This is a genomic window from Bradyrhizobium sp. 139 (genome assembly GCF_023074175.1).
Lineage (GTDB): Bacteria > Pseudomonadota > Alphaproteobacteria > Rhizobiales > Xanthobacteraceae > Bradyrhizobium.
In genome coordinates this window covers 248,422-261,992 of the sequence record NZ_JADPKS010000107.1, presented here as the reverse complement: position 1 = coordinate 261,992, position 13,571 = coordinate 248,422, and the positions used below count along the sequence as shown (strand labels likewise).

General features: G+C 65.4%; 16 protein-coding genes and 1 pseudogene. 12 read left to right on the top strand and 5 right to left on the bottom strand.

What is annotated here, in order from left to right:
• Positions 1–46 precede the first annotated feature (46 nt).
• From IVA80_RS25365 to IVA80_RS25325, 9 genes are all read left to right on the top strand, one after another.
• Positions 47–1,453, top strand: coding sequence for a DegQ family serine endoprotease (locus IVA80_RS25365; RefSeq protein WP_247436893.1), 1,407 nt, complete (start codon positions 47–49; stop codon positions 1,451–1,453).
• Positions 1,450–2,781: a replication-associated recombination protein A gene (locus tag IVA80_RS25360; RefSeq protein ID WP_247436890.1), complete on the top strand. Its 1,332-nt coding sequence runs from the start codon at positions 1,450–1,452 to the stop codon at positions 2,779–2,781. Before IVA80_RS25365 ends, IVA80_RS25360 begins: the two co-directional genes overlap by 4 nt.
• A gap of 80 nt (positions 2,782–2,861) precedes the next feature.
• Positions 2,862–3,179, top strand: a complete 318-nt coding sequence (locus tag IVA80_RS25355) for a HigA family addiction module antitoxin (RefSeq protein WP_247436887.1) — start codon at positions 2,862–2,864, stop codon at positions 3,177–3,179.
• Positions 3,176–4,405 (top strand): RluA family pseudouridine synthase, encoded by a 1,230-nt coding sequence (locus tag IVA80_RS25350; RefSeq protein ID WP_247436884.1) that lies wholly within the window; start codon positions 3,176–3,178, stop codon positions 4,403–4,405. Before IVA80_RS25355 ends, IVA80_RS25350 begins: the two co-directional genes overlap by 4 nt.
• Before the next feature lie 231 nt (positions 4,406–4,636).
• Positions 4,637–5,431 carry an ATP12 family protein gene (locus IVA80_RS25345; protein ID WP_247436882.1) on the top strand — a complete coding sequence of 265 codons (795 nt, stop codon included), beginning with the start codon at positions 4,637–4,639 and terminating at the stop codon, positions 5,429–5,431.
• Between the two features lie 56 nt (positions 5,432–5,487).
• On the top strand, positions 5,488–7,098 hold the full coding sequence (locus IVA80_RS25340) for a flagellar hook-length control protein FliK (protein ID WP_247436879.1): 1,611 nt from the start codon (positions 5,488–5,490) through the stop codon (positions 7,096–7,098).
• Positions 7,095–7,358, top strand: coding sequence for an EscU/YscU/HrcU family type III secretion system export apparatus switch protein (locus IVA80_RS25335; protein ID WP_247436876.1), 264 nt, complete (start codon positions 7,095–7,097; stop codon positions 7,356–7,358). The genes IVA80_RS25340 and IVA80_RS25335 overlap by 4 nt, the downstream gene beginning before the upstream one ends.
• Positions 7,359–7,429: 71 nt before the next feature.
• Positions 7,430–8,248 carry a penicillin-binding transpeptidase domain-containing protein gene (locus IVA80_RS25330; protein ID WP_247436873.1) on the top strand — a complete coding sequence of 273 codons (819 nt, stop codon included), beginning with the start codon at positions 7,430–7,432 and terminating at the stop codon, positions 8,246–8,248.
• Between the two features lie 79 nt (positions 8,249–8,327).
• A complete protein-coding gene (locus tag IVA80_RS25325; RefSeq protein WP_247436870.1) occupies positions 8,328–8,984 on the top strand; it encodes a carboxymuconolactone decarboxylase family protein in 657 nt (218 codons plus the stop codon).
• Between the two features lie 127 nt (positions 8,985–9,111).
• On the opposite strand, the pseudogene IVA80_RS25320 reads toward IVA80_RS25325, so the two are convergent.
• A pseudogene (locus IVA80_RS25320) lies at positions 9,112–9,345 on the bottom strand (hypothetical protein); the annotation flags it as partial.
• A gap of 163 nt (positions 9,346–9,508) precedes the next feature.
• Complete coding sequence (locus tag IVA80_RS25315) at positions 9,509–9,913, bottom strand: DUF4260 domain-containing protein (RefSeq protein ID WP_247436867.1); 405 nt, start codon at positions 9,911–9,913, stop codon at positions 9,509–9,511.
• 149 nt (positions 9,914–10,062) lie between these two features.
• Between IVA80_RS25315 and IVA80_RS25310 the strand changes: the two genes are divergently transcribed.
• The gene (locus tag IVA80_RS25310) at positions 10,063–11,595 is read left to right on the top strand and encodes an acyl-CoA carboxylase subunit beta (RefSeq protein ID WP_247436863.1); all 1,533 of its coding nucleotides are present in this window, start codon (positions 10,063–10,065) and stop codon (positions 11,593–11,595) included.
• A 42-nt stretch (positions 11,596–11,637) separates the two neighbouring features.
• A complete protein-coding gene (locus IVA80_RS25305; protein WP_247436861.1) occupies positions 11,638–11,985 on the top strand; it encodes a hypothetical protein in 348 nt (115 codons plus the stop codon).
• 27 nt (positions 11,986–12,012) lie between these two features.
• Here IVA80_RS25305 and IVA80_RS25300 read toward each other — a convergent pair whose 3' ends face one another.
• From IVA80_RS25300 to IVA80_RS25290, 3 genes are all read right to left on the bottom strand, one after another.
• Positions 12,013–12,162, bottom strand: coding sequence for a hypothetical protein (locus tag IVA80_RS25300; RefSeq protein WP_247436859.1), 150 nt, complete (start codon positions 12,160–12,162; stop codon positions 12,013–12,015).
• Positions 12,163–12,255: 93 nt separating this feature from the next.
• On the bottom strand, positions 12,256–12,909 hold the full coding sequence (locus tag IVA80_RS25295; protein WP_247436857.1) for a glutathione S-transferase family protein: 654 nt from the start codon (positions 12,907–12,909) through the stop codon (positions 12,256–12,258).
• A 19-nt stretch (positions 12,910–12,928) separates the two neighbouring features.
• Positions 12,929–13,159, bottom strand: coding sequence for a hypothetical protein (locus IVA80_RS25290; protein WP_247436855.1), 231 nt, complete (start codon positions 13,157–13,159; stop codon positions 12,929–12,931).
• Between IVA80_RS25290 and IVA80_RS25285 the strand changes: the two genes are divergently transcribed.
• Positions 13,153–13,467 carry a hypothetical protein gene (locus IVA80_RS25285; protein ID WP_247436853.1) on the top strand — a complete coding sequence of 105 codons (315 nt, stop codon included), beginning with the start codon at positions 13,153–13,155 and terminating at the stop codon, positions 13,465–13,467. The two genes, IVA80_RS25290 and IVA80_RS25285, sit on opposite strands and share 7 nt — an antisense overlap.
• Positions 13,468–13,571 lie beyond the last annotated feature (104 nt).

The following is a 13,571-nucleotide window of genomic DNA, read 5'->3' as shown; positions in this document are numbered from 1 at the left end:
GCTGGCGAACGCGCCTATATTCCGGCGTCTTTTCCGAGAGGTAGGAATGTTTCGATCGATCCGTGCCGCCGTCATCACCGCCTCGTGCATAGCCTTTTCGGCCCACTTCAATCCGGCCGCCGCGCAGGATCGCCGCGTCCCGTCGTCGCCGGCCGAGCTGCGGCTGTCCTATGCGCCGATCGTGCAGCGGGTGCAGCCAGCGGTCGTCAACGTCTATGCCGCCAAGATGGTGCAGAACCGCAACCCGTTGCTGGACGACCCGATCTTCCGCCGCTTCTTCGGCGTTCCGGGCCAGCAGCCCGAGCAGATGCAGCGCTCGCTCGGCTCCGGCGTCATCGTCGATGCGTCGGGCCTCGTCGTCACCAATGTCCACGTCATCGAGGGGGCCGACCAGGTCAAGGTATCGCTATCGGACAAGCGCGAATTCGAGGCCGAGATTCTTCTGAAGGATCCGCGCACTGATCTCGCCGTGCTGCGGCTGAAGGACACCAAGGAGAAATTCCCGACCCTCGACTTCACCAATTCCGATGAGCTGCTGGTCGGCGACGTCGTGCTCGCGATCGGCAATCCGTTCGGCGTCGGCCAGACGGTGACCCACGGCATCATCTCGGCGCTCGCGCGCACGCAGGTCGGCATCACCGACTACCAGTTCTTCATCCAGACCGACGCGGCGATCAATCCGGGCAATTCCGGCGGCGCGCTGGTCGACATGAGCGGCAAGCTCGCCGGCATCAACACCGCGATCTATTCGCGCTCCGGCGGCTCGCAAGGCATCGGCTTTGCGATACCGGCCAACATGGTGCGCGTCGTCGTCGCCTCCGCCAAGAGCGGCGGCAAGGCGGTGAAGCGTCCCTGGCTCGGCGCGAGATTGCAGGCGGTGACGCCCGAGATCGCCGAGAGCCTCGGCCTGCGCTCGCCGACGGGGGCACTGGTCGCGAGCGTGGTGCAGAACGGCCCCGCGGCCAAGGCCGGTCTGAAATCATCCGATCTCATCACGGGGATCGACGGCCAGACCGTGGATGATCCCAACGCTTTCGACTATCGCTTTGCGACGCGTCCGCTCGGCGGCACCGCGCAGATCGACGTGCAGCGCGGCGGCAAGCCGGTCAGGCTGACGGTGGCGCTGGAGACGGCGCCCGACACCGGCCGCAACGAGCTCGTCGTCACCGCGCGCTCGCCGTTCCAGGGCGCGAAGGTCTCGACCATCACGCCGGCAGTCGCCGACGAGTTGCACCTCGATGCCGACACCGAAGGCGTCGTGATCACCGATCTCGGTGGCGATACCGCAGCGGCGAATGTCGGCTTCCAAAAGGGCGACATCATCCTTGCCGTCAACAACCAGAAGATCAGCAAGACCGGCGATATCGAGAAGGCAGCCGGTGAACGGCCGCGGATCTGGCGCATCACGCTGGTGCGTGGCGGCCAGCAGATCAACGTCACGCTGGGCGGATGAGCCCGAAGCGACCACAGGAGACGCCAACGCTCTTCGCCGCGGCGGGGCTTGACCACGAGGCCCCGCATCCGCTGCCGGACCGGCTGCGCCCGCGCGCGCTGTCGGAAGTCGTCGGGCAGGACCATATCCTCGGTCCCGACGGCGCGCTGACGCGCATGCTGGAAACGCGTACGCTCGGCTCGCTGGTGTTCTGGGGCCCGCCCGGCACCGGCAAGACCACGGTGGCGCGGCTGCTGGCGGATGCGACGGATTTGCATTTCGAGCAGATCTCCGCGGTGTTCTCCGGCGTCGCCGATCTCAAGAAGGCCTTTGAGGCCGCACGTGCCCGCCGCGAGATGGGCAAGGGCACGCTGCTGTTCGTCGACGAGGTGCATCGCTTCAACCGCGCCCAGCAGGATTCGTTTCTGCCGGTGATGGAAGACGGCACGGTGGTGATGGTCGGCGCCACCACCGAGAACCCGTCCTTCGAGCTCAATGCGGCGCTTCTGTCCCGCGCGCGCGTGCTGGTGTTTCGCTCGCTCGATGCGGCCGCGATCGAAAAGCTGTTCGCGCATGCCGAGGCGGTCGAGGGCCGCAAGCTGCCGCTCGATGCGGAGGCGCGCGCCGTGCTGGTGCGCATGGCCGACGGGGACGGCCGCGCGTCGCTGACACTCGCTGAGGAGGTCTGGCGCGCCGCGCGCAAGGACGAGATGTTCGATGCCGCGCAATTGCAGGAGATTTTGCAGCGCCGCGCTCCGATCTACGACAAGTCGGCCGACGGCCATTACAATTTGATCTCGGCGCTGCATAAGTCCGTGCGCGGCTCCGATCCCGATGCCGCGCTCTATTACCTCGCGCGCATGCTCGACGCCGGCGAGGACCCGCTGTTCCTGGCCCGCCGCGTCGTACGCATGGCGGTCGAGGACATCGGGCTCGCCGACCCGCAGGCGCTCGTCATCGCCAACGCTGCCAAGGACGCCTTCGACTTTCTCGGTCATCCCGAGGGTGAGCTCGCGATCGCGCAAGCCGTCGTCTATCTCGCCACGGCGCCGAAATCGAACGCCGTCTACACTGCTTTCGGCACGGCGATGCAGGTCGCAAAGCAGGCCGGCTCGCTGCTGCCGCCGAAGCACATCCTCAATTCGCCAACCAAGCTGATGAAGTCGGAAGGCTACGGCGCAGCTTACGAATACGACCACGACGCCCCCGACGCCTACTCCGGCCAGGACTACTTTCCGGAAGCGCTAGGCCGCCAGACCTTCTACGACCCGCCCGAGCGCGGGTTCGAGCGCGAGATCCGGAAGCGGCTGGATTACTGGGCCAAACTGCGCAAGGAGCGGGGCGGATAATAGACCGCGTCGAGCTTGCCCCCGGCATGGATTTACGGTTTACGTAACGCGTAAGTCCTGCTACTCCGCAAGGAAATTCTATGCCCCGCACGACCATTCATCCCGGCGAGCATCTTGCCGAAGAATTGCGAGAGCTCGGCATCACAGCAGCCGAACTGTCACGCCAGATCGATGTACCCGTGAACCGGATCACCGGCATCATCAACGGGCAGCGCGGCATCACCGCCGACACGGCACTGCGCCTTGGCCATTGGTTCGGTACGAGCCCGCAATTCTGGATGAATCTGCAACAGCAATATGAGTTGCGGCTCGCGGAGAAAGAGGTGGGGGCGCAGGTTGCGTCGCTGCCGCGCCGCGCGACGGTGCAGACGACACGAAAGCTTGGAAAGACCGCATGAGCCGCCGCATCAAGAGAATGAATCCAAAGCCCCGTTCGCGTGACGAGCGCGACGATTCGCGTCCGTTCAAGGCGCGTAGCGCGAAGAGCGCCGGGCCGCGGCCGGGCGGTAAGCCCGGCGCGAAGCCGCCGCGCTTTGCCGCCGAGCGCACCGAGCGGCGCGCGCCCAAATCAGCGTTGGAGAAGCCCGCGCTGGAAAAGCCTGCGCCTGCAAAGCCCGTCGAGGCGCTGCTGCCGACCAAGGTGCAGACCGTGATCGTGACGGCCGACGAGAACAACATGCGCGTCGACCGCTTTCTCGAAGCGCGCTTTCCCGGCCTGTCGTTCTCTCACATCCAGCGTGTCGTGCGCAAAGGCGAGCTGCGCGTCGACGGCAAGCGCGTCGACAGCAAGGATCGGCTGGAGGAGGGGCAGGGCGTCCGCATTCCGCCGCTGAAGCTCGACACGCTGAAGGCAGCAAGCCCGCTATCGGAGGCCGCGCAAAAGACGCTTGCCGCGCTGAAGGAGATGACGATCTACGAGGACGACGACGTTCTCGTCCTCAACAAGCCGGCTGGCCTCGCGGTGCAGGGCGGCTCGGGCATGACGCGGCACATCGACCAGATGCTGGAGGTGATGCGCGATGCCAAGGGCCAAAAGCCGCGCCTGGTGCACCGTATCGACAGGGAGACGTCGGGCTGTCTCTTGATCGCGAAGACACGCTTTGCCGCCTCGCACCTGACCGGCGCATTCCGCTCGCGGTCGGCGCGAAAAACCTATTGGGCGCTGGTGCCGGGCCTGCCGAAGCCGAAGCAGGGCCGCATCTCGACCTTCCTTGCAAAAGAGGAGAGCGAGGACGACACCATCATGCGCATCGCCCAGCATGGCGACGAGGGCGCCAGCCACGCGGTGACGTACTATGCGGTCGTCGAGACCGCCGGCAACAAGCTGACCTGGGTGTCGCTCAAGCCCGTGACGGGCCGCACCCACCAGCTGCGCGCCCACATGGAACATATCGGCCACCCCATCGTCGGCGATTCCAAATATTTCAATATCGAGAACTGGCAGCTGCCGGGCGGCTTGCAAAACCGGCTGCATCTGCTCGCGCGCCGCATCGTCATTCCGCATCCGCGCGGCGGCTTCATCGATGCTACTGCGCCATTGCCGCAGCACATGCAGCAGTCGTGGAATCTGCTCGGGCTGGATGCGAGCCGGTTTGATCCGATCGAGAACGCGCCTGAAGAGTAGTTTGGGCCCCCTCAATTCCGAAACTGCTCCAGAAACATCCGCAAGCTGTCGTGCGGGCTCTCGACATCCGTGATCAGCCAGCCCTCCGGGCCGTTGACCAGGATGAAATTCAGCGTGACCCGGAGAGCAGGGCCACAATGCCCGCAAGTTCCCTCATGCCTTGCCGCTCGCTTTATCGGCCGCTGATCTTATCTTACAAGCCTAGCATTCATAGACCGGGGCCGAAACGACATGCGCGAATTGTTCGATGAGGTTGCGGGGCGGTCCCCGCTCGATCCGCAGGAGGCGGTGCGCCGGTCCGTGCGCACGCCCCGGCGCAAGCGCTTCTACAAGGAAGCGGGCGTGGCCGAGGCCGAGAGCGGCTTCGCCATCATGCTGGATGGCAAGCCGATCCGTACGCCCTCCAGCCGCCAGGTGGTGATCCCATCGCGCGCGCTGGCCGATGCAGTCGCCGCGGAATGGGCGGCTCAGGGCGAAACGATCGATCCCGTGACCATGCCGCTGACGCGGATCGCCAACAGCGTGGTCGAGGGTGTCATCGACCGCGTCGACCTCGTCAGCGACGATCTTGCAAAATACTTCGAGGCCGACTTGCTGTTCTATCGCGCCGGCCACCCCGAAGGGCTGGTCGCCCGCGAGGCCGCGCATTGGGATCCCGTGCTATTCTGGGCTGCGCAGACGCTGGGCGCGCATTTCATCCTGTCCGAGGGCATCATGCATGTGAAGCAGCCGGAGGAGGCGGTTCAGGCTGCGCGCGCCGCGTTGCCCGGGGATGCCTGGTCGATCGCGGCGCTCCACGTGGTCACGACCCTGACCGGTTCGGCGCTGCTGGCGCTGGCGCTGGCCCATGGCGTGCGTGACGCTGACCAGGTCTGGGCAGCCGCTCATGTCGATGAGGACTGGAACGCTGAGACATGGGGCGTGGACGAGGAGGCGGTGGTACGCCGGGCTGCACGCGGGCGGGATTTCGAGGCCGCCGGAGCGGTTTTGGCCGCCGTAAAGCCGCAAGCAGCCAAAGGTCCTTAACGAGAGGTTTACGAGGCGGCCTTAGGATGGGGCTAGCGTTCCCTGGGCCCCTTCAGATGCCGACGCCGATAAGCTCGATCCTTCCCGTCAGTGCTGCCAGTTCTGTTGCTGATGCGGCGACGCCAGATCTCCTGCTTCAGGCCGGCAGCGTGGTCGACGCAAGAGTCGTGAGCGTGCTCGCCGACAATCTGGTGCGGATCGCAATCGCAAACCTCTCCCTGGACGTGATGTCGGAAGTGGCGTTGTCGCCGGGACAGAACCTCCAGCTCGCGGTGTCGCAGAACGACGGCACTATCCGGCTCGCCGTCGTGGGCGGGGCAGGCGAGGCGACCGCCGATCAGGTCGCGCTGACGCCGGCTGCCGCCTCACTGGTGGAGAGCCCGTCGCTTGCGCCGTCCGCTGCTGCGGCACGCAACATCCTGACGCCGTCCGAACAAGTTGCGGTCACCGCCGCCTCGGCCGAGGCCGTGACCAGACAGGGCAGCCAAGCGCCGCTGTTCGCCAATCTGGCCTCCGTCGTGACCGGCAGCGATCTGCCGCCAGGATTGAAGCAGGCCATGCTGGACGTACTGGCGCAGCAGATGCCGCTCAATACCGGGCTTGATGGCGGCGATATCGAGTCCGCCTTCCAGAAGTCCGGCCTGTTCCTCGAGGCCTCGCTGGCCGCAGGCACGACACCGTCCTCCGGCACGATGCCGGACCTGAAGGCAGCGCTGCTGGTGCTGCGCCAGGCGCTGGCCACGATCGAGACCGCCGCGCCACAGGGGGCGGCGATTCCTGCGAGCGCCACAGGGACATCGCAAGGCGCCGCCGCGCCGGCCGCTTCCTCGTCAGCCGGACCCGGGATCGCCCACCAGCCGCAAATGCCGCGCACCGCCAATCTCGCGGCGGCCGTGCTCGCCGACATCGCTGGCGGCGCGCCGCAGGCCGCGATGCCGCGAATCATGTCCACCGGCCTCACTGCGAGCCTTACCGCCAGCCTTGCCGCGAATCTGCTTCTGGAGGTCACGCAAGAGCTGCCGCGCATGACGGGCAATGTGCCCGGCTCGAACAAGGCCGTGCCCGACGGACATATCTTCGCGGCGGCCGCGCGCGCGACCCCGCCGCCGTTCCGCGGCGCATTGCCGGCGCCTCAGTCCATCGCCTCGCCATCGCTCGCGCCGGATACGCCGCTGACTGCGACCGTGCATCGGCTACTCGACGACACCGATGCCGCGATCGCGCGCCAGACCTTGCTTCAGGTCGCTTCGCTCCCCGATCGCACCGACGCCAGCGGTCACCGCATCGACCCGACCGCGCCGCAGTGGAATTTCGAGATTCCCTTCGCAACGCCGCAGGGCACCGCAATGGCGCAGTTCGAGATCTCGCGCGACGGCGGCAATGAGTCCGCCGATCCCGCCAAGCGCGCCTGGCGCGCGCGCTTCTCGCTCAATGTCGAGCCGGCCGGCCCCGTGCACGCACTGATCACGCTGAGCGGCGACAAGACGTTTGTACGCATGTGGGCGGAGCGGCCGGCGACCGCACAGCAGCTCCGCGCCGGAGTCGGTGAGCTCAATCAGGCGCTGACGAGAGCCGAGCTCAAGCCGGGCGACATCCTGGTTCGCGACGGCACCCCGCCGCAGCCCGCGCCGGCCCGCGCCGGGCATTTCCTGGATCGCGCCACATGAGCGACGGGACCAAGCTCGCGATTGCGCTGCATTACGAAAAGGGCAGCAACGCGCCGGTCGTCGTCGCCAAGGGCAAGGGCACCATCGGCGAAAAGATCGTCGAGATCGCCAAGGCCAACGACATCCCGATCGAGGAGAACGAGGTTCTGGCCGGCGCGCTCTCCAAGGTCGAGCTCGGCGAGGAGATCCCGCCCGATCTCTACAAGGCCGTCGCCGAAGTGCTGGTGTTCGTGCTGCGGCTGTCGGGGCGGGGGCGCTGAAAGCTGTCATCGTTTCACCACGTAGCGGCTGCATGGTCGCGGCCACTTTCATCTTTCAACGGACACCGCTTTTGCTCACCCGCCGTTCCACCCTTGGCCTTCTTGCCGCAGCTGCCGCCATACCGTCGCGTGCGTTCGCCCATGTCGCGCCGCCGCGGAACGAAATCAGCGAGAGCCTCGCAAAGCGCTTTACCGATCTCGGCACCGCCGGCACCTTCATCGGCTACAAGGTCGAGGACTATCTGATCGTCGCCAGCGACAGGGAGCGCTCGGGTGAAGCGAAGCTGCCGGCCTCGACCTTCAAAATTCCCAATTCGCTGATTGCGCTCGAGACCGGCGTCGTCGCCGACCCTGACAAGGACGTGTTTCCCTGGGACGGTATGAAGCGGCCGATCGAAGCCTGGAACAAGGATCACACGCTGCGCAGTGCGATCGCGGTGAGTGCGGTGCCGGTCTATCAGGAGATCGCGCGCCGAATCGGCCAGGAGCGCATGCAGAAATATGTCGATCTGTTCGACTACGGCAATCGCGACATCGGCGGCGGCATCGACCAGTTCTGGCTCACCGGCGCCTTGCGCATCGACCCGGTCGAGCAGATCGATTTCGTCGACCGGCTGCGCCGCCGCGCGCTCCCGATCTCCAAACGCAGCCAGGATCTCGTCGCCGACATCCTGCCGGTGACCAGGGTCGGTGATAGCGTCATTCGCGCCAAGTCGGGGCTCTTGGGCGCCGAGCGCGGCGAGCCGTCGCTGGGCTGGATGGTTGGCTGGGCCGAGAAGGGCGAGGCGCACACGGTGTTTGCGCTCAACATGGACTGCAAAGAGCCGCGTCTCGTCGGCGAGCGCATGCCGTTGACGCAAGCCTGCCTTGCCGAGATCGGCGCGATCTAGCACCACTTTGCTGGCGCGCGCCCCGCCGCTCGACTAGCATCCCGTCGACCAGGCAAGAAAAAAGGTCGGGAGGACAACAATGACTTCAACGCCGTTCTGGCTGTCGTCGCTCACGCTCGCCGCTGCCGGCGGCTGGCTCGCCGCCACGATGTTTGGAGCACCCGCAACCGGCAAGGAGCCGCGCTTTCCGCAGCTCACCATGGACCAGCTCGACGCCAAGCAGAAGCCGCTCGGGGAGCAGATCATGAAGGTGTCGAGCGTCGGCATCGGCGGGCCCTACAATCCGATGATCCGCAGCCCCGTGCTCGGCCAGCGCCTGTTCGACCTGTTCCATTATCTGCGCTGGGAAACTTCGGTCCCGGTCAAGCTCAACGAGTTCGCGATCCTGATCATCGGGCGGCAGTGGCGCTCGCAGGTGGAATGGTTCGCGCACGCGCCGCTTGCGGCCAAGGCGGGCTTGTCACCGGACATCATTGCGGAGCTGAAGGCCAACAAGCGGCCGTCGAAGATGGTCGAGGCCGAAGCTGTCGTCTACGACTTCGTCACCGAGCTCACCACGACCAGGAAGGTCGCCGACGAGACCTATGCGCGGGCGAAGAAGATGTTTAGCGATCAACAGATCGTCGACCTCACCGCGGTCGCCGGCAATTACGTGATGGTCGCGATGCTGCTGGCGATGGCCGAGGAGACGGTGCCGTCGGACAAGCAGGAGCCGTTCAAGCCGGGCGAGCCGTAGGACTCGTCATTGCGAGAAGTCTTGCGACCAAGCCATCCAGATTGCCGCCGCGGAAAGATTCTGGATTGCTTCGCTGCGCTCGCAATGACGGAGGATGTGGCGCCGACGTCGCTCTCACGTGCTCCTCATCGGAGGCCATCTCACCGGCCTCGCGCAGTTCGGTGTTGCGTGTGTTCTCTTCGTGCTCGTGGTGATAGAGGCGTTCCGCCGTCATCGCCCGCTGGCTCAGCGACTCGATCAGGGCGGCGGCGCGCAGCAGCATCTCGCCATTCCGCCCCGACACCATGCTGGCCATGCGCCGCAGGAAGTCGGTGGTTTCGGACGATGAGTTCGGCGGCAGGGGGACGACTGTGACGGACATGGGGTGATGCTTGCAGCCGGACGTGATGACCGCCGCCGTACCGACTGGGCTCACGCAACATTCGGCGCCTGATCGTAAGCTTGGAGCAAGCCTGAATCGGCAGGCCGGTCAATCGGCGAGAGCCGACAAAATGGCGGTAGTCCCGCCGCCAACGCGCGCGGGGTCAGGCGCCTTTTTGCCGGCCGATCCGCCCGAGATGGGTGAAGCCGAACCCGGCCGAATATTTCAGGCCATAGCCGAGCGCCCGGTCGATGCCGATATGGGCGAGCCAAATCAAGGCCATGGACAGAGTGAGGGGCGAGGCGAGGCCGAAACCCAGCGTCAGCAGCGTCACGGGCGCCATGTAGCTGTGGGCGGCATTGTAGACCATCGCGCCGAACCGGGCGTCGGCAAGGTACGCTAGGAAGCTCAGATCGGGGACGAAGAAGAGCAAGGCGAACACCAGCCACGAGCCGTCCCAGGCCGCGTAGAGCATCACCATCCCCAAGAACAGGGTGAGGCCCTCCAGCCGCAGCAGGATGTTGACGCCGCCGGTCGCCGCGCCGGTCTCGGCCGTTTCTTGGTCCATGGTCGCCCTCCCAGGCAAAACTTTGTAATCCCTCACGCTTTCAGCCCGCGGCAGGGCTGCCCTGCGAGGCCGAAAGCCGCTTTCCGGCTCACAAAATGCCGTGTTAGAACCCCGGCAAGCAGGTCCTAGTTAAGAACTGGCGGGAGCAAATGAAACACATCCTGGACGCCCTTGAAGATCGTCGTGCCGGCGCAAAGCTCGGCGGCGGGGAGAAGCGCATCGAGGCGCAGCACGCCCGCGGCAAGCTGACCGCGCGCGAGCGCATCGAGCTGCTGCTCGACAAGGGATCGTTCGAGGAGTTCGACATGTTCGTCGAGCACCGCTCGATCGAATTCGGCATGGAGAAGAACAAGGTACCCGGCGACGGCGTCGTCACCGGCTGGGGCACCGTCAACGGCCGCAAGACGTTCGTCTTCGCCAAGGACTTCACCGTGTTCGGCGGCTCGCTGTCGGAGACCCACGCGCTGAAGATCACAAAGCTCCAGGACATGGCGATGAAGGCGAGGGCGCCCATCATCGGCCTCTATGATGCGGGCGGCGCCCGCATCCAGGAAGGCGTCGCCGCGCTCGCCGGCTATTCCTACGTGTTTCGCCGCAACGTGCTTGCCTCGGGCGTGATCCCGCAGATCTCGGTCATCATGGGCCCCTGCGCCGGCGGCGACGTCTATTCGCCTGCCATGACCGACTTCATCTTCATGGTGAAGAACACCAGCTACATGTTCGTCACCGGCCCCGACGTGGTGAAGACCGTGACCAACGAGGTCGTCACCGCCGAAGAGCTCGGCGGCGCTTCCGTGCACGCGACGCGCTCCTCGATTGCGGACGGCGCCTTCGAGAACGACGTCGAGACGCTGCTGCAGATGCGGCGCCTGATCGATTTCCTGCCGTCCAACAACACCGACGGCGTGCCGGAATGGCCGAGCTTCGACGATATCGGCCGCATCGACATGTCCTTGGATACGCTGATCCCCGACAATCCGAACAAGCCCTACGACATGAAGGAGCTGATCCTGAAGGTCGTGGACGAGGGCGACTTCTTCGAAATCGCTGATGCCTTCGCCAAGAACATCGTCACCGGCTTCGGCCGCATCGCCGGCCGCACCGTCGGCTTCGTCGCCAACCAGCCGATGGTGCTGGCCGGCGTGCTCGACAGCGACGCCTCGCGCAAGGCTGCGCGCTTTGTTCGTTTTTGCGATGCCTTCAACATCCCGATCGTCACCTTCGTGGACGTGCCCGGCTTCCTGCCCGGCACCGCGCAGGAATATGGCGGCCTGATCAAGCACGGCGCGAAACTGCTGTTCGCCTACTCGCAATGCACCGTGCCGCTGGTCACCATCATCACCCGCAAGGCCTATGGCGGCGCCTTCGACGTCATGGCCTCCAAGGAAATCGGCGCCGACATGAACTACGCCTGGCCGACCGCGCAGATCGCCGTGATGGGCGCAAAGGGCGCGGTCGAGATCATCTTCCGCAGCGACATCGGCGACCCCGACAAGATTGCCGCCCGCACCAAGGAATACGAAGACCGCTTCCTGTCACCGTTCATCGCGGCAGAACGCGGCTACATCGACGACGTCATCATGCCGCACTCGACAAGGAAGCGGATCGCGCGGGCGCTGGCGATGCTGAAGGACAAGAAGGTGGAAACGCCGGCGAAGAAGCACGACAATTTGCCGTTGTGAGAGCGTGCTACCGGTTTCTTCTGAATTGGCATTCTCGATTCAATGACCGAAGACGATCCGACCGACGAGATTTCAGACATCGAAGCGCGGATCGAGGCGCTGGCCGCGATCGCCGAGCGATGCCGGAAGTATATCTTGGCGTCCAAGATTGCCATCGGCGGCGGTGCGGCGCTGCTGTTGATCACGATCCTCGGCCTGTTCGGGACAGGCCAGACCGCCGCGCTCGGATCGATCGCTCTGGTGCTGGGCGGGATCGTGTCGCTCGGCTCGAATGTCAGCACGTTGCGGCAGACGGAGAGCGCGATCGGTGATGCGGAGGCGCTTCGGTCTCAACTGATCAGCAGGATTGACCTGCGCGTGGTCGCCGATGCGCCGATGAAGCTGGTCTGACGCGGCGCGCTGCGGACCGTCAATGCCTCACGCAGCCCTGCGCGACAGGATCTGCAACTCTGTGCGGCATTCGGCTGCGAACGCCTGGAGGCGTTCCGCGGTTTGCTGGTCGAGGATCGCTTTTGCCAGCCTCTCGGCGCGGGCAAGCTGGTCTTTGAGATATGCGATGCGGGCCATGTGTCACCTTTCGCCCTGATGAATTGAAGCCAATTGCTTTGTTGCGACGGTTGCGAGCGTATGGCCAATGCCGGGTTGGTTATGTGCGGCACGTCACGCAGATCGTGCGGCGTCCGCCGCAGCGAAATGTGCCATCTGGTCGGCGCGGGCCTTGGCGAAAGCCGGGCGGCCCGTGGCGCGCGCGACGTACGCGCGGCAGGCCGGATGCTCCGTCAGTCCATCGAAATGATCGACCAGGCGCAGCACGTCCGACATCAGGATGTCGGCGACGGAGAAGGGCCCCGCGAGCCATTCGCGGCCGGCCAGCACCGGCTCCATGTGCTTGAGACGAAGCTTGAGGAACCCGTCCAGAAATTTCCATGCCGGCGTGTCGCCGGCTTCGCCCATGAACTTCAGGAGCGACCAGGGCAGGCTGGCCATCTCCACCGAATTGAGCGCCGCGAACATCCACTTGATCGCCTCGTTGCGACCGCGCGGATCGGTGGGCATCAGCGCTGCGCTGCGCTCGCCGAGATGGAGCAGGATCGCGCCACTCTCGAAGATCGAGATGTCGCCGTCGGTCAGCCACGGCACCTGGCCGAAGGGCTGATGCGCGAAATGCGCGGCACTGCGGTCGCCGAATGGCACGCTCGCGACGCGATAGGGCAAGGCGGCCTCTTCCAGCGCCCAGCGCACACGGAGGTCGCGCACGAAACCGCGCGGCATCTCGGGGACCCAGTCGAAGGTGGTGAGGGTGAGGTCGGTCATGCGGTGTCTCCAGTGCTGCTCAGAACATAGGACGGGCGACAAGCTCGCGTTCCGACATCGTGAGAGATTTTTTCTCCGCAGGCAGAGAGCGGGCGATTTCGGCGGGCGAGGCGGCCGGCCACAGGCAGGTGATCGCAACGAGGCCCATGATGATCTTGCTTATCGTGACGTTCCGTCGCGCGGGCTTTTTGTTGCCGCGACGATAACCTTCTATGCTGCCGCCAAACAACAGGAGGAAACCCGATGCCATCAGCGTTCTTCGTCGTCCGCGCCACCGTCACCGACCCCGGCAAACGTGCCGCCTTCGACCAATGGTACGAGACGGAACATGTGCCAGCCGCGGTGAAGGCGTTCGGCGTCAGCAAAGCCTGGCGGTTCTGGAGCCTGGATGATCCCTCGCTGCATCAGGCGATGTATCAGTTCGATGACGAGGTCGCGCTCGATACGATGCTCAAGGGCGATGCCTTGAGGCAGCTCGTCGCCGATTTCAACCGCGACTGGCCCGACGTCAAACGCACGCGCGAGACGCTGGTGCTGGCGCAGGAGTTTGCGAAGTAGCTGCGCTCGCGTAGCACCGACCAAGTCCCGTAGCCCGGATGGAGCGATAGCGTAATCCGGGAACAGACCAGCGCATCGCACGACTGCCCGCGTGGCACGAAACA